The organism is Streptomyces sp. WMMC500, assembly GCF_027497195.1.
Classification (GTDB): domain Bacteria; phylum Actinomycetota; class Actinomycetes; order Streptomycetales; family Streptomycetaceae; genus Streptomyces.
In genome coordinates, this window is sequence record NZ_CP114905.1 from 6,820,967 (window position 1) to 6,834,783 (window position 13,817).

The following is a 13,817-nucleotide window of genomic DNA, read 5'->3' on the forward strand; positions in this document are numbered from 1 at the left end:
GTGCCCCCGGTGTCGCGGGAGGCGGCGACCGTGACCGCCGATGCAGGGGACGCATCCGCCTGCCGCACCTACCCCTCTCCGCCGGTGGTGCTCCCGGTCCGCGACAGCAGGGAAGCGCAGCCCGTCCGCGGCTGCGAGACGTGCGGGCGGCTCGACCAGGAGCGCCGGGACGCGCGCAACCGTGGTGATCACTCGGCGGCCACGGACTGCTCCGTCCTCATACGCCGGCACCCCGACCACTGAACTCCCGCCCCTGGCCGCCTGTCCGATCCGCCAGGGAGCGGCCCCCCGGCCGGTCGGCCGAGCAACGAACCGGCCGGGAAGGCGCCTCGCCCGCCGCAACCCTGTCGGCCCCGGCGGGCGGGGCGCGCACCACCGCCCCGGGCGGTCCGGGGCAACCGGAAAGGAGGCACACCCGATGACCTTCAGCAACCCGCTGACGATCACCCCCGCCGTGTGGGGCGACCCGGGCGACGAGGACGACAACACCGACATCGAGGACGGCGACGGCGGAGGCGGCAACCCGTCCCCCGGCCACCGCTGACATACCCCGACAAGTCAGTCCCCGCGGCTACGGCGCCGCGGGGACCGACCCGGACCGACGGGAGCCCCATGGGCAGCGAGCAGACCGGCACCGGCCGCGTCACCGTCTTCCCGCTCACCCACCACTGGCCCGACCGCCGCTGCCTGCTCGCCTACACCACCACCGGCGACTTCGGCACCACCGCCATCGTCGGCGTCCTCCCAGTCCCCGAACTGGAACACCCCGACCTGCTGGCAGTCGCCGCCGACCACCACCCCCATGGCCTCTACGGCTCCCGCGGCGGGCACGAGAACGCCTGCGCCGGCTGGGTGATCTGCACCGGCTGGTCCGCCCGCATCGGCGGCTCCGGCCCCCGCCTCGACGTCCACAACACCGCCTGGAGCCTGCACCTCGACCGCCGCATCCCACTGGCCGAGCAGATGTACGGCCACGACGTACTCCACACCGGAACCTTCACCCTCAACGACGGCGACCTGATGCAGCAGGCCCTCCAGCTCGTCCGCTGAACGCCCGCCGCCGGCGTCGTGCCATTCACCGTCGACGCACACCCGAAGGAGCGGCGCCTCGCGGGCCGGGTAGACCCGGACACGCGGAGGCCGTCCCATATACACCCGCCGCGGCGGGAGACCTCGATCGAATCGTCCGCACGTTCGATTCTAGTCGCCTGGCAGGCGAAGAGATGCAGTGGAGCCCCGCTGTCCTGTGCCACCGAACCTTGAGCCTCGTGACACTGAAGACTGAGTGACGTGGGTCACCTGACGGGGCGCCACCATCTTTCTGTGAGGCCGACCCAATCTGGGTGCAAGAGCCAGTAGAGAAGCCCCAAGATCAGTGCGCCGATCAGGCTGCCGATGGCGAGGGTGCCCGTGGGGTCGTTGCGAGGCTTTGGGCAGGGATTCTCGTTGCGGGCACCGATGGCGCAGGCTCTTGCCTCGATCTCCTGCTTGTCCGCATGGCTCACGCGCCCGTCCCTCACCAGCCACTTCGAGACGACCATGAGTTCATCGACCTCGGCTTCGGTGAACACCCCGTAGTCGGGGTCCTCCACAATGCGGGCCACGGGGCTCACCGTGCAAACCATCAGCTCCCCCGTGTCTTCGCTGAAGATGAGGTCGGGTGGATAGTCGCAGTCCACATCGTCAGAGAAGGCCACCGCATAGGAGGAAGACCCGGGCTGTGTCGCCAACCAGATGACGCCGAACACCGCGGCGAATATCGCGACCACGACGGTCCATACGCCGATGATCTTCACCATGCGACGAGCACGCCATGCGGAGCTAGGTCCTTGCGCGGCAGGGGGCATCCTCAGAGTGTGCCAGTGGGGACCGGGACCCGTCCCGGGACAATGAACCGCCCTGGCCGCCTGCACTCAGCGCGATCAACCTTCGATGGCGCAGGACACCGGCGGGCCGAACGAGTGCTGGAACACGAAGCGTTCGCTCCGCAGAAAACCCCCGCCCTGTGCCGGCGAGTGGATGGCACGCAGCACCGGACAGGGGTTGTCGCATGAGCCACGACAGCTCAACCGGGGATCGGCTGCGCGGCTTTAGGCGCCGTCACGGCTGGACGTAGGAAGAGCTCGCCGAAGCCGCCGGCCTCAGCCCGGGGGTAGTCAAGAAGGTCGAACGCGGGGGGAAGGCGCGGGTGGAGACGTACCACGCGCTTGCCCGAGCGCTGAGGGGCAAGACGTCCGCGCTGTTCGAGCCCGCTGGGCCGCGGCAGAACACGCGCGCAGACGACGACACGGTGGATCTGCCGCCGCTGCGGCGTGCGATCTCTCCGCCGGTGACGCTCACCGGCCGACTGGGGCTGGATGGGGCCGACGAGGAACCTGACCTTGACGGCTGCGGGCAACCGCTACCGCCGTGGCACTGGCTACTACCGCGACACGTTGAGCCGCGGATCTCCGAGGCTCCGGCCGGTATGAGTACGCGTACTCACCCCAGGGCAAGGACACCCGCGCTCTGGCGCCGCGGCCTCGGCGCCGCGGGGCGGGGGCTGAACTTCCCACGCCCGTGCGCTGCGGTCCGCAGGCAAGAAAAAACCTGACCCACAAGGGGTCAGGTGGTTTGTGCCGCCAACGTACGTGGCGTCGGCGCACGGGTCAACTTTGCACTCGTGCTCGGTAACGCTGTGTCATCACCAGTCTGCGGGGCGCGCGTACCTCCCCAAGCTGGTGCCGCACAGACCTCTAACGCCGTAGGAGAGGTTGTAAGTACCTACGCACACTCCCACCCGCATGGGCACAAGCTAGCAGAATTCAACTCCCTTGCTGGTCTGTCGCGTTGGCGGTCGCCGGGCCGCCGGGGTCAGGGGGAGGTGGGTTCTGCCGCTCCGGGCTCGGCGCCAGGCGCCGTTCCTTCCCCGGACTCGTCCGGGGCCTCCCCCTCCGTCTCCTCCGGTGCCAGCTTCGCGTCGACCCTCTCCCGCGCCCACGAGCGCAGCGCCGAACGGGAGCTGAACTTCCCTATGTTCGTGTCGATCGGCGACGACGTGTACTGGTGGAAGCGCCACGGCGCGCGGATGTCCGGGTTGCCCGGGTCGCCGTTGTACTGGGCGATCCACAGGCCGTCGCCGGCGTAGCTGGTGGTGTCGCGGTTGAGCCAGAAGTCGCGGTTGCAGTAGAGCAGCACCTTGTAGCGCGGGCGCAGCCGCTTCACCGCGCGGATGAAGTTGTCCTTCTCCTTGTTGCTCGCGGCGGTGCCCTCGCTGGTGTGCTCCCAGTCGCAGGCGAGCATGTCGCCCGGCCTCTCCTTCGCCTTGTCGACGAAGTACCGGGCCTGCGCCTCGATGTTGCCCGGCCACAGGAAGTGGTAGAAGCCCAGCACCAGGCCCGCCTCGCGGCCGTGCGACGCCTGGGCGCCCTGCTTCGGGTTGACGTAGCTGCGGCCTTCCGACGCCTTGACGAAGACGAAGCTCATGCCTCGCGTGGAGTAGTTGCTTGACTGGTGTGAACTGACGTCGATGCCCTTGATGGTCATCATTCGTCCCTTTCGAGTGGGGGTCGGGACGGGACGGTGGCCGAATCCCTGGCGCTGTCCGTTGCTGTCCGTCACTGTCTCGGGGCGTTTCCCCCCTCATCCCCGTTACTAGCGCGGCGCATGCACCCCCGTGGAACCTCGCGCCCCCGGAGTGCGCCCCCAACGCGTGGGCGCGCCGGGGGAATTCGGTTCAGGTGTCCGCTGAGCGGGCATCTCCCGGGTACGAAGGCCGCTTTACCCGCGGTAGCCCCAGATCGGGGGATCTGACCATGAATCTGTACATCTCTGTGGTACGTACCCTTGTGCCGCTGTTCGTCGGCTGGGTCGTGACCGCGGCCGGCGCCTTCGGCGTGGATACCGACTCCGAGTCCGTGACCGCCGGGGTCACGGCCCTGGTCTCCGCCGGCTACTACGCGGTGTTCCGGGCCCTGGAGGAGTGGGCGACGAAGCACGAGTCGAAGCCGCTGCGGCTCGTCGCCGGTGTGCTGCTGGGCTGGGCGCGCCCGCCGCAGTACCCGCCGCGGGCGGCCGCGGAGCCGTCGGACGCGGCGCAGGGGCAGGCGCAGGCGGAGGCGCAGGCGCAGGCGCCGGTGTCCGCCGTGCCGCCGCCCGACGCCGCCGAGGGGCGGCCGGCGTGAGCGGCTCCGACTGGGTCTGGGGCGGGCTGCTCGCCCTCGGCGCGGTCGTGGAGATCGTCGCGCTGCGCACCCCGCAGAAGGGCGACACGCTCTCCGAGCGGACCCGGGCCTGGTTCCGGGTGCGTACGCCGGTGGGCAAGGCGGTCTTCGTCGCGGTCTGGATGGGCTTCGCGGGCTGGTTCCTGGTGCACATCGCCTGGTGACCGGCCCCGCGCGGCGGCTGAGCGCCGACCGCCGCTACCGTACGCGTACGGGGGCGGAACCGCCCCGTACGCGTACGGGAGGAACGGCATGAAGCTCACCGTGCTCGGCGGCAGCGGCGCCTGGCCGACCGCTGACGCCGCCTGCAGCGGCTACCTCGTCGAGCACGACGGCCACCGCCTGCTGCTCGACCCCGGGTACGCGGTGATGCCGCAGCTCCTCCGGCACCTGCGGCCCGGCGACGTCGACGCCGTCGTCGTCACCCACGGCCACCCCGACCACTGCGCCGACCTCAACCCACTGCTGCGCGCCCGCGCCCTGGCCGACACGCCCGCCCCCGCGCTCCCGCTGTACGCCCCCGCCGGCGCGCTCGACGCGGTCCTCGCGCTCGACCGGCCGGGGATGCTGCACGGAGCGTACGAACTGCACGAATTCGACCCGGCGACGGAACCGGAGTTCACCTCCGGACCGTTCCGCATCGGCACCCGCGCGCTGCCCCACCACGTACCCAACGCCGGCCTCCGGCTGACCGCCGCGGGCCGGGTCCTCGCCTACACCGGCGACACCGGCCCCAGCCCGGCGCTTGCCGAACTCGCCGACGGGGCCGACCTCTTCCTCGCCGAGGCCACGTACCCGGAGGAGGTGCCGGCGGAAGACGCGCCGTATCTGTCCAGCGCGCGCCAGGCGGGCGAACACGCGGCACGCGCCGGGGCGGGCCGGCTGCTCCTCACCCACCTGTGGCCCGGCGGGGACGCGCTCGCGGCGGTCGCCGCGGCGCGACGGGGGTTCGGCGGGCAGGTGGGGGTGGCGCGGCCGGGGACGGCGATGACCCTGGGGGCGGGGGAGACGGGGGCAGGGGCGGAGGCCGAGGCGGGAGCGGGGGAGGGAACCGGCTGACCGTCGCCCGCGGCGGTCGTACGGGCCGCACCCCGGCCGCGGTCGTTACGGGCCGCACCCCCGGCCGCGTACCCCCGCCGCCCCCTACACCCCCCGCGCCGCCTCCACCAGCGCCGCCACCGCCCGGTCCACATCCCCCGGCCCCGTACGCCAGTTGCTGAACGCCGCCCGCAGCCCGTGCGTCCCCCCGTACACCGTCGGCGTGACCACCACCTCCCCGCCCGCCGCGGCCGCCTCCGCCACCGACGCCACCCGCTCCCGCGTCGGCTCCCCGGCCAGCGTGAAGCAGACGACGTTCAGCCGCACCGGCGCCAGCAGCCGCAACCCGCCCCCGGCCGCGCCCTCCACCCGCTCGCCGAACCGCCGCGCCAACGCGGCGTTGCGCTCCACGACCTCCCGGTGCCCCTCGCGCCCGTACGCCGCCAGCGTCAGCCACGCCGGCAGGGCACGCAGCCGGCGGGAGTTCTCCGGCGTCAGGTGGACGAAGTCGGGATCGTCGCCCGGCTGCGCCATGTACGCCGCGGCGTTGCGGAAGACCCGGACCTGGAGATCCCGCCGGCGGGTGAACTGCACCGCCGCGTCGTACGGGACGTTCAGCCACTTGTGCAGGTCCACGCAGACCGAGTCGGCCGCGTCCAGCCCCGCCACCAGGTGCGCGTGCGCCGGTGACAGCGCCGCGAACGCGCCGAAGGCCGCGTCGACGTGCAGCCAGAACGGATACCGCGCACGCAGCGCGGCGATGGCGCGCAGGTCGTCGAAGTCGACGGTGTTGACCGTCCCGCTGTTGGCCACGACGATCGCCGGCCGCCCGTCCAGCTCCGCCAGCGCGGCGGCCAGCGCGGCCACGTCCACGGCCTCCCGCGCGGGCAGCAGCGGCACCTCCCGCAGCGCTCCGCGGCCAAGACCGAGGAGCGAGAGCGCCTTCGGCACACTGGAGTGCGCCGCACCCGACAGCACCGTGACCTCGCCCAGCGCCCCGACCCCGGCGTCCGCGACCGCGACGCCGAGCCGCTCGCCCAGCCACTCCCGGGCAACGGCCAGACCCACGACGTTCGACATGGTCGCCCCGGACACGAACGCGCCCGCGTGCGCGGCGCCCAGCCCGAACAGCTCGCGCAGCCAGCCCACCGTCTCGCGCTCCAGGTCCGTGGCGGCGGAGTCGCCGGCGGCGACCACGTTCTGGTCGTACGCCCCCACCAGCCAGTCGCCCGCCACCGCCGCCGGGGTCGCGCCGCCGGTGACGAACCCGAGGTAGCGCGGCCCCGCACTGCCCGACAGACCCGGCTCCCAGCGCTCACCGAAGCGCGCGAGCGCGGCGAGACCGCCGGCACCGCGCTCGGGCAGCGGCTCGTACGGGCCGGCGGCGCGCGGCGCGGGGGCGGCGACGGGGCGGTCGGCGAGGCCGCGGAGCGCGGCGACGGCGCGGGCGCGGGCGGCGTCGAGGAACTGGTCGAAGTCTTCGAGGTCGGCGGCGAGGGCGGGGTGCACGGGGCCTCCTTGTCGTAGGGCGGGAGGGGGCTGGGGTCGGGCGGGGGCTCTCCGGGCAGGACCGCTGCCCCCGGCGACCTGCGGCGATGTGTCCGTCGGGCGGTCACTTCCGCGTACGCTACGGGCCCGCACCCGCCTCGGTCCGGGGCCACTTCCGTCCCACTGGACCGCTTCCGCCGGCGCCCGGGCCCGGGCCCGCGCCTCAGACTTCCGTAGCACCCGCGGTTCCCGGCGTCAGCCTCGCCGACGACGCGGAGCCGCCCGCCGCTCGCCATCATGGTCGGCATGAGCCCGACCGTCAGAGGCATCTCGTACACCACGGGCGAGACCGACGCCGACCACGTACGCGCCGACATGCGCGCCATCCGCGACGAACTCCACTGCACCACCGTCATGCTCATCGGCACCGACGTGCCGGCGCAGACGGAGGCCGCGCGGATCGCGCTCGACGCCGGGCTCGACGTCTACGTACGCCCCTACCTGCCCGACCGGCCCCGCGCCGAACTGCTCGCCCACCTCGCCGAGACGGGCGCCGCAGCCGAGAAGCTGCGCGCGGCGTATCCGGGGCGGGTGACGCTGCTGGTGGGCAGCGAGTTCTCGCTCACCCAGCGCGGGATGCTGCCGGGACCGCGGCTGTACCTGCGGGTACAGGTACTGGTGCGCTGGCGGCGGTTCTTCGACCGCCGGATCACCCGCAAGCTCCGCCCGCTCCTCGCCGAGGCCCTCGCGACCGCGCGCGGCGTCTTCGACGGCCCGGTCACCTACGCCGCCGGCTACTGGGAGGACGTCGACTGGACCGGCTTCGACGTCGTCGGCGTCAACCTCTACCGCATGGGCACAGACACGGCCGCCTACGAGTGCCGCCTCGACGCGCTGCGGCAGGAGGCGGAGGCGCAGGGCAAGCCGCTGGTCGTCACCGAGTTCGGCTGCGGGGCGCACGTCGGGGCGGACCTGCGGGGGCCGGGGTCGTTCCTGATCGTGCAGTGGCTCGCGGACAGGCCGAAGGTGCGGGAGGGGCACGTACGGGACGAGGGCACGCAGGCGGCGTACCTGACCGAGCTCATCGACCTCTACGCCGAGCGCGGCGTGCACGGCTGCTTCGTCTTCACCTTCGCCATGCGGGACTTCCCGCACACCCCGGACGACCCGCGGCACGACCTGGACATGGCGGGGTTCGGGGTGGTGCGGTTCGCGGAGGGCGAGACGGGGCGGTGGGAGAAGAAGGAGGCGTACGAGGCGGTGGCCGGCCGGTACGGCGCCTTGGAGGGCTGAGGCTGACGCGCGTGACTGCTGACGTTTGACCGCAGACACCTGACGCCTGACTGCTGACGTCTGACACCTGACTGTTGACAGGCAACAACTGACAGATGACGGAGATTGTCAGTGAAAGGTATGCGCCGGGGCGGCGCCGAGCAGGGCATCCGGAAACGCGCGGGGCAATAGGCCGCAGGGACTCGACCCGAGCGCCGTCGACTCCCTACCCTACTGGCCAGTTGTCACCGCGTGCCGGAGGAGCCGATGGAGACCAAGCGCTGGGCGGGGCCCGTGCTCGCCGTGCTGCTGGTGGCCGTGGCCGTCGGCTGGGGCGCGGTGTCGCGGTCCGACGACGGCTCGGGGGACGGGGGCACGGTGGACAGCGCCGTACGGAACCAGGCGCCCGACCGCTCCCGCTTCACCTCCCCCGATCCCGACTCCACCGACCCCGGCCCGTCGAACCCCTCGAACCCGTCGTCCTCCGCACGTGCCCCGAGCACGCCGCAGGACGTGCTCTACCTCGGCGACTCCCTCGCCATGGAGGCCCAGGACGTCCTCGGCGGCCATCTCGAACGCTCCGCCCGCGTCGGCTCGTACAGCAGCGAGCCCGTCGCCGGCGTGACCGTCTGCGACTACATCCAGGGCCGCCCCGGCCGCTCCCTCGTCCCGCCCGAGGACAAGGCCGCCGCCCTGGTCGAGGAGCGCGAACCGGGCGTGATCGTGCTGCAGTTCTGGGGCAACACCTGGGGCTACACCCCGTGCATGGAGGGCGTCGAGTGGGGCACCCCCGAGTACTACGAGCGCTACGCCGCCGACCTGCGCGCCCTCACCCGCCAGATCGCCTCCGCCGCGCGCGCGGCGGACGTGCCGCGCCCCCGGCTCGTGTGGGTGCAGCAGCCGCCCGACGCGCTGCACCCGGAGCGGATCGAGCAGGTCAACGACCTCTACGAGGAGCAGGCCGCCGCCTCCGGCGACCTGCTGGCCGACGGCGGGCGCGAACTGCGCGACGGTGACGGGAAGTGGACGCAGTACCTCCCGTGCAACGACGACGAGCAGCGCACCGCCGGCTCCTGCACCGGCCCCGACGGCACGGTCCAACTGCACCGCGAGGACGACCCGTTGCACTTCTGCCTCGCGCCGACCCCGGAGGGCGGCCGGCCGTGCCCGGTCGAGTCGCCGGGTCTGGAGCGCTACAGCAGGGCGGTCGCGGAGGAGGTCGACGCCTACCTGGGCGGCTGACGGCGCCGGCCCGCCCCCGCGCCCGGGCCGCGCCCGCACAGGGCGCATCCGGCGGGCGGTTAGCCGGCGTTCGTCAGTCGGCGTTCGTCAGTCGGCGTTCGTCGGCTTCGGGCGCGGCCTGCGGACCAGGTACGCGGCGCCGAGCCCGCCGACGAACAGCGCCAGCACCGACACACCCGTCGCCAGCCAGCCCGCGCCCAGCCAGCGGCTGCCGAAGTACCCGAGCGTCACCCCGTACGCCGCCCACAGCAGCCCGGCGAGCGCGGACCACGGCAGGAACTCCCGCACCTGCCGGTGCATCGCGCCCGCGCCCAGCATCACCACGCTGCGCCCCGCGGGCGCGAACCGGGCCAGCACGACGATCCCGCCGCCGCGCCGCCCGCTGAGGTGGTGGCCGAGGCGCTCCTGCGCGCGGGCCACGTAGCGGGAGTTGGCGAACTTCTCGCGGCCTCTGCTGGCCAGCCGGAAGGCGAGCATGTCGCCGAGTACGGAGGCGGTGGCCGCGCAGATCATCAGGGCCAGCAGCTCCGCGAGGTGGTCGGCGGCGGGCAGCGTGGCCCCGTTGCGTACGGCGTCGGCCGCGGTGGTGGTGCCGGCGGCGGCGGTGGCGGCCATTATGACCAGCGCGCCGCTGGGCAGCACCGGCAGGAAGACGTCGAGGAGGACGGAGGTGGCGACGATCGCGTACATCCACGGGGTACCGCTCAGTGACCCCACAAACTCCACAGTTCCCCTGCTCCCCGTGTCCCGGCCGGCCGTCCGGTGTGTCTGCTGCCGCGGACGAGAGCGCCGGGCGGATCACAGCGTACGCCTGGCGCGTCGCCGGAAATCGCATGGGGGGACCAGATGTTACCTGCGTCACTCCAGAGCACCCGCTCACCTGCCGTCACGCGGATGGCGTACGACACGGGCGCGGCGGTGGCGTTCGGCGCAGGTCCGGGCGGTGCCGTACGGCGACGGCCGCCGCGCGGCACGCCCGGAACGCGGGCCTCCGCCCCCGCTCAAGCGGGCGGCCTCGGCGGGGAGTCGGCGCCCGGTCCTGCGCCCGGTCCTGCACCCGGTCCGGCACCCGGGCCGGGCTGCCACTTCTCGACCGCCTCACCGGGCGGCGCCTCCTCGTCGGAGCCGCACAGCTCCGCCGACAGCTCCTCCACCAGCTCCGTCAGGTCCTTCGGCCGGTCGGGCGTCCACCAGTCGCCCAGCATCTCCGCCAGCGCCGCCCGGCGCGCCGCCGCCAGCCGCTTCGCGACCCGGGCGCCCTCCTCCGTACAGACCAGCGGCAGCCCCTCCCGGCGCGTCAGCCCGCGTACCTCCAGCTCCTGCGCCGCGCCCAGGACCACCTCCAGCGGCAGCCCGGTGTGCTCCGCCAGCGCCACGGGCTCCACCTGGTCGGTGGACTCGTACCGCCGGACGCGCAGCAGCAGCCAGCTCGACGCCGGCCGCAGGTCCAGGCCGGCGCGCCGGGTGATGTCCTCGTACAACTCCCGCCGCCCCTCCCGGGTGCTGAGCGCGCTCAGGGCGCGGCACACCTCGTCGCGGTTCGAGCGCTCGACCGGGTGGGTGGCCACGGTCTCGCTGCCGTCCGGCACGGTGACGGTGCCGCGCAGCGGGTCCTCGCGCAGGAAGAGCGCGACGACGAAGGCGACGAACGCGACGGGTGCGGCGTAGAGGAACACGTCCGTGATGGAGGTGCTGTACGCGTGCACCACTTCCTCCCGCAGCGAGGCGGGCAGCCGGGCGAGGGAGCGGGGGTCGGATTCCAGCGTCTCCCTGTTCAGCCCGCCGGGCAGGGGCACGCCGCTCAGTTCGGCGTCGAGTTTGTGGCGGAGCCTGCTGGTGAAGACGGTGCCGAAGACGGCGACGCCGAACGAGGCGCCGATGGAGCGGAAGAAGGTGGCGCCGGAGGTGGCGACGCCGAGGTCGCCGTAGGAGACGGCGTTCTGTACGGCGAGGACGAGCACCTGCATGACGAGGCCGAGGCCGAAGCCGAAGACGAAGAAGTAGCCGCTGAGTTCCCAGTCGCCGCTGTCCTGGTGGAGCCGGTGGAGCAGGAGGAGTCCTGCGGTGGTGACGGCGGTGCCGAGGACGGGGAAGATCTTCCAGTGGCCGGTGCGGCTGATGAGCTGCCCGGAGCCGGTGGAGGCGATGAGCATGCCGGCGACCATCGGCAGCATGTGCACGCCGGAGGTGGTCGGGGAGACGCCGCGTACGACCTGGAGGAAGGTCGGCAGGTACGTCATCGCGCCGAACATGGCGAAGCCGACGACGAACCCGATGACCGAGCAGAGCGTGAACGTGCGGACGCCGAAGAGCTTCAGCGGGATGACGGGCTCGGCCGCCCGGCGCTCGACGTGCACGAAGGCGGCCAGCAGGACGATCGCCAGCAGCCCGGTGACGGCGACCTGCCAGGAGCCCCACGCCCAGGTCGTACCGCCGAGTGAGGTGACGCCGACGAGGCAGATGGCGAAGGAGGCGATGAGGGCGGTGCCGAGGTAGTCGATGCGGTGCCGGGTGTCGCGGCGGGGGATGTGCAGGACGACGGCGATGACGACGAGGGCGGCGAGGCCGACGGGCAGGTTGATGTAGAACACCCAGCGCCAGCTCAGGTGTTGGGTGAAGATGCCGCCGAGCAGCGGGCCGAGGACGCTGGTGGTGCCGAAGACGGCGCCGAACAGGCCCTGGTAGCGGCCGCGTTCGCGCGGCGGGACGATGTCGCCGACGATCGCCATGGCCAGCGCGATCAGCCCGCCGCCGCCGATGCCCTGGAGGGCGCGGAACGCGATGAGCTGGCCCATGTCCTGCGCGATGCCGCAGAGCGCGGAGCCGGTGAGGAAGATGACGATGGCGGTCTGGAAGAGCTTCTTGCGGCCGTACTGGTCGCCGAGCTTGCCCCAGAGGGGGGTGCCGGCGGTGGCGGCGAGGAGGTAGGCGGTGACCACCCAGGACAGGTGCTCCATGCCGCCGAGGTCGCTGACGATGGTGGGCAGGGCGGTGGCGACGATGGTCTGGTCGAGTGCGGCGAGGAGCATCCCGGAGAGGAGGGCCGCCATCGACAGCAGGACGGTGCGGCGGGGGAGGCCCTGGCCGGGGACCGCGGCGGCGGGCGCGGCGCCGGCGTCCTGGGACATGCGCGGCTCCCCTCGGGCGGCTTCGGTGTGCGGCGGGTGGTGTGGGTGGTGCGTGGGGTGCGTTCGGTGCCCGTGAGGCGCGGGCCGTTTGCCTCATAGTCGCCCGGATGCGGTGATACGGCCTGCCGGGGCGGTCCGCTCGGGCCCGGTTGCGGCCGGGGTGCGGTGCGCAGGGTTCCGCGGGGTCTGCATAATCGCCTCAGCCCACAGGAGGGGGAGCACGGTGAGACCTCGCGCATGCCGCACCTGCGGCGAGCCGCTCCAGGAGCAGGGCGGGCAGGGCTGCGCCTGCGGCGCGGGTGGTGCGGAGGGCGGTGCCGGGGCGCGCGCGGGGGGTACGCCGGGGCGGGAGAGGCCGCTGGTACGGCCGTACGTCATGAAGGCACCGGGTCCGGTAGGGGGGCGGGACGGCGCGGGCTCCGGGGCGGACGGGCCGCCGGCCCCGGAGACGTCGCTCCCGGCGACGCAGGCCGCGGGCGGGCCGCCGCCCGGTGCGCTGCCGCCCGGAGCACTGCCGCCTGGAGCACTGCCTCCCGGAGCGCTGCCCCCCGGGGCACTGCCTCCCGGAGCGCTGCCCCCCGGAGCACCGACCGCCGGCGGCACCCTCGCCGTCCCCTACGGCCTCGTCGGCGCTGCGCCGGAGGGCCCCGCGGACGCGGACCTCGGCCTGTTCGCCGACGACTCCGCCGGCGGCGCCCCGCGCGGCCCGTACGACGACGCGGACGACCTCGGTGATCTCGGCGGTCCCGCCGGCCCGTACGACCCGCGCCGGCACCGCGACCGCCTCGCCGCCCGCCGGCGCCGCCGTCTGACGCTCGTCCTCACCGTCGGCGGCGTCGTGGCCGCGCTCAGCGCGGGGCTCCTCGGCTCGGGGCTGTTCTCGGACGACGGGAACGACGACCGCGCCGTACCGAAGCCGGACACCATCACCGCCGTGCCCACCGGCGGCGGTACGGAGCCCGGCCCCGAGGACACCCGCAGCGGCGCCCCGACCGCCGCCCCCGACGGCGAGAACCCGGCGGAGCCCAGCGCGACCACCTCCGACCGCGCCGCCGGCGGCACCGGGACCGGGGAGGGCGACCCGGACGCCGAGCCCACGGGACACACCGAAGCCGGCCAGGTCACCGCCGCCCCGCCCGGCTCCGACCCCGACCCCACCGCGCCCGCCGACCCCACCGACGGCACCACCCCCGACGACCCCGACGACCCCCCGCCGCCGCCCACCCTGCGCCAGGGCGACGCGGGCCGGGAGGTCACCGAGATGCAGAAGCGGCTCACCGAGGCCGGCTACGGCAACTTCCTGCTCGACAGCGAAGGCGAGTTCGGCTGGTTCACGCGGCAAGAGGTCGAGCGCTTCCAGCGGAACCACGACGTCGAGGGCGACGACAGCGGTGTCTACGGTCCGGCGACGCGCCGCGCGCTGGAGTCGATGACGAAGGAGCCCTGA

Annotated in this window: 14 protein-coding genes; 9 read left to right on the forward strand and 5 right to left on the reverse strand. The window is 73.6% G+C overall.

Annotated elements, in window-relative coordinates; translation table 11 throughout:
* Positions 1 to 30 precede the first annotated feature (30 nt).
* From O7599_RS29345 to O7599_RS29355, 3 genes are all read left to right on the forward strand, one after another.
* Positions 31 to 243, forward strand: coding sequence for a hypothetical protein (locus tag O7599_RS29345; RefSeq protein WP_281618617.1), 213 nt, complete (start codon positions 31 to 33; stop codon positions 241 to 243).
* 175 nt (positions 244 to 418) lie between these two features.
* Positions 419 to 544 (forward strand): hypothetical protein, encoded by a 126-nt coding sequence (locus O7599_RS29350; RefSeq protein ID WP_281618618.1) that lies wholly within the window; start codon positions 419 to 421, stop codon positions 542 to 544.
* A 68-nt stretch (positions 545 to 612) separates the two neighbouring features.
* Entirely contained in the window at positions 613 to 1,050 is a 438-nt protein-coding gene (locus O7599_RS29355; protein ID WP_281618619.1) for a hypothetical protein, read from the forward strand.
* Positions 1,051 to 1,295: 245 nt separating this feature from the next.
* Here O7599_RS29355 and O7599_RS29360 read toward each other — a convergent pair whose 3' ends face one another.
* Entirely contained in the window at positions 1,296 to 1,799 is a 504-nt protein-coding gene (locus tag O7599_RS29360) for a hypothetical protein (RefSeq protein ID WP_281618620.1), read from the reverse strand.
* 1,054 nt (positions 1,800 to 2,853) lie between these two features.
* The gene (locus tag O7599_RS29365) at positions 2,854 to 3,525 is read right to left on the reverse strand and encodes a glycoside hydrolase family 25 protein (RefSeq protein WP_281623566.1); all 672 of its coding nucleotides are present in this window, start codon (positions 3,523 to 3,525) and stop codon (positions 2,854 to 2,856) included.
* Between the two features lie 269 nt (positions 3,526 to 3,794).
* On the opposite strand from O7599_RS29365, the gene O7599_RS29370 reads away from it, so the two are divergent.
* The 3 genes from O7599_RS29370 to O7599_RS29380 all read left to right on the forward strand — a co-directional run bounded on the left by O7599_RS29370 (position 3,795) and on the right by O7599_RS29380 (position 5,261).
* Entirely contained in the window at positions 3,795 to 4,163 is a 369-nt protein-coding gene (locus O7599_RS29370) for a hypothetical protein (RefSeq protein ID WP_281618621.1), read from the forward strand.
* A complete protein-coding gene (locus tag O7599_RS29375; protein ID WP_281618622.1) occupies positions 4,160 to 4,366 on the forward strand; it encodes a hypothetical protein in 207 nt (68 codons plus the stop codon). The genes O7599_RS29370 and O7599_RS29375 overlap by 4 nt, the downstream gene beginning before the upstream one ends.
* Positions 4,367 to 4,454: 88 nt before the next feature.
* Complete coding sequence (locus O7599_RS29380; RefSeq protein WP_281618623.1) at positions 4,455 to 5,261, forward strand: MBL fold metallo-hydrolase; 807 nt, start codon at positions 4,455 to 4,457, stop codon at positions 5,259 to 5,261.
* Between the two features lie 84 nt (positions 5,262 to 5,345).
* Here O7599_RS29380 and O7599_RS29385 read toward each other — a convergent pair whose 3' ends face one another.
* A complete protein-coding gene (locus O7599_RS29385; protein WP_281618624.1) occupies positions 5,346 to 6,749 on the reverse strand; it encodes a pyridoxal-dependent decarboxylase in 1,404 nt (467 codons plus the stop codon).
* Positions 6,750 to 7,034: 285 nt separating this feature from the next.
* Between O7599_RS29385 and O7599_RS29390 the strand changes: the two genes are divergently transcribed.
* Positions 7,035 to 8,021, forward strand: coding sequence for a hypothetical protein (locus O7599_RS29390; protein WP_281618625.1), 987 nt, complete (start codon positions 7,035 to 7,037; stop codon positions 8,019 to 8,021).
* A gap of 246 nt (positions 8,022 to 8,267) precedes the next feature.
* Positions 8,268 to 9,242, forward strand: a complete 975-nt coding sequence (locus tag O7599_RS29395; protein ID WP_281618626.1) for an SGNH/GDSL hydrolase family protein — start codon at positions 8,268 to 8,270, stop codon at positions 9,240 to 9,242.
* A gap of 87 nt (positions 9,243 to 9,329) precedes the next feature.
* Here O7599_RS29395 and O7599_RS29400 read toward each other — a convergent pair whose 3' ends face one another.
* On the reverse strand, positions 9,330 to 9,932 hold the full coding sequence (locus O7599_RS29400; protein ID WP_281623567.1) for a VTT domain-containing protein: 603 nt from the start codon (positions 9,930 to 9,932) through the stop codon (positions 9,330 to 9,332).
* A 311-nt stretch (positions 9,933 to 10,243) separates the two neighbouring features.
* Positions 10,244 to 12,370 (reverse strand): MDR family MFS transporter, encoded by a 2,127-nt coding sequence (locus O7599_RS29405; protein WP_281618627.1) that lies wholly within the window; start codon positions 12,368 to 12,370, stop codon positions 10,244 to 10,246.
* A 223-nt stretch (positions 12,371 to 12,593) separates the two neighbouring features.
* On the opposite strand from O7599_RS29405, the gene O7599_RS29410 reads away from it, so the two are divergent.
* Positions 12,594 to 13,817, forward strand: a complete 1,224-nt coding sequence (locus tag O7599_RS29410) for a peptidoglycan-binding domain-containing protein (RefSeq protein ID WP_281618628.1) — start codon at positions 12,594 to 12,596, stop codon at positions 13,815 to 13,817.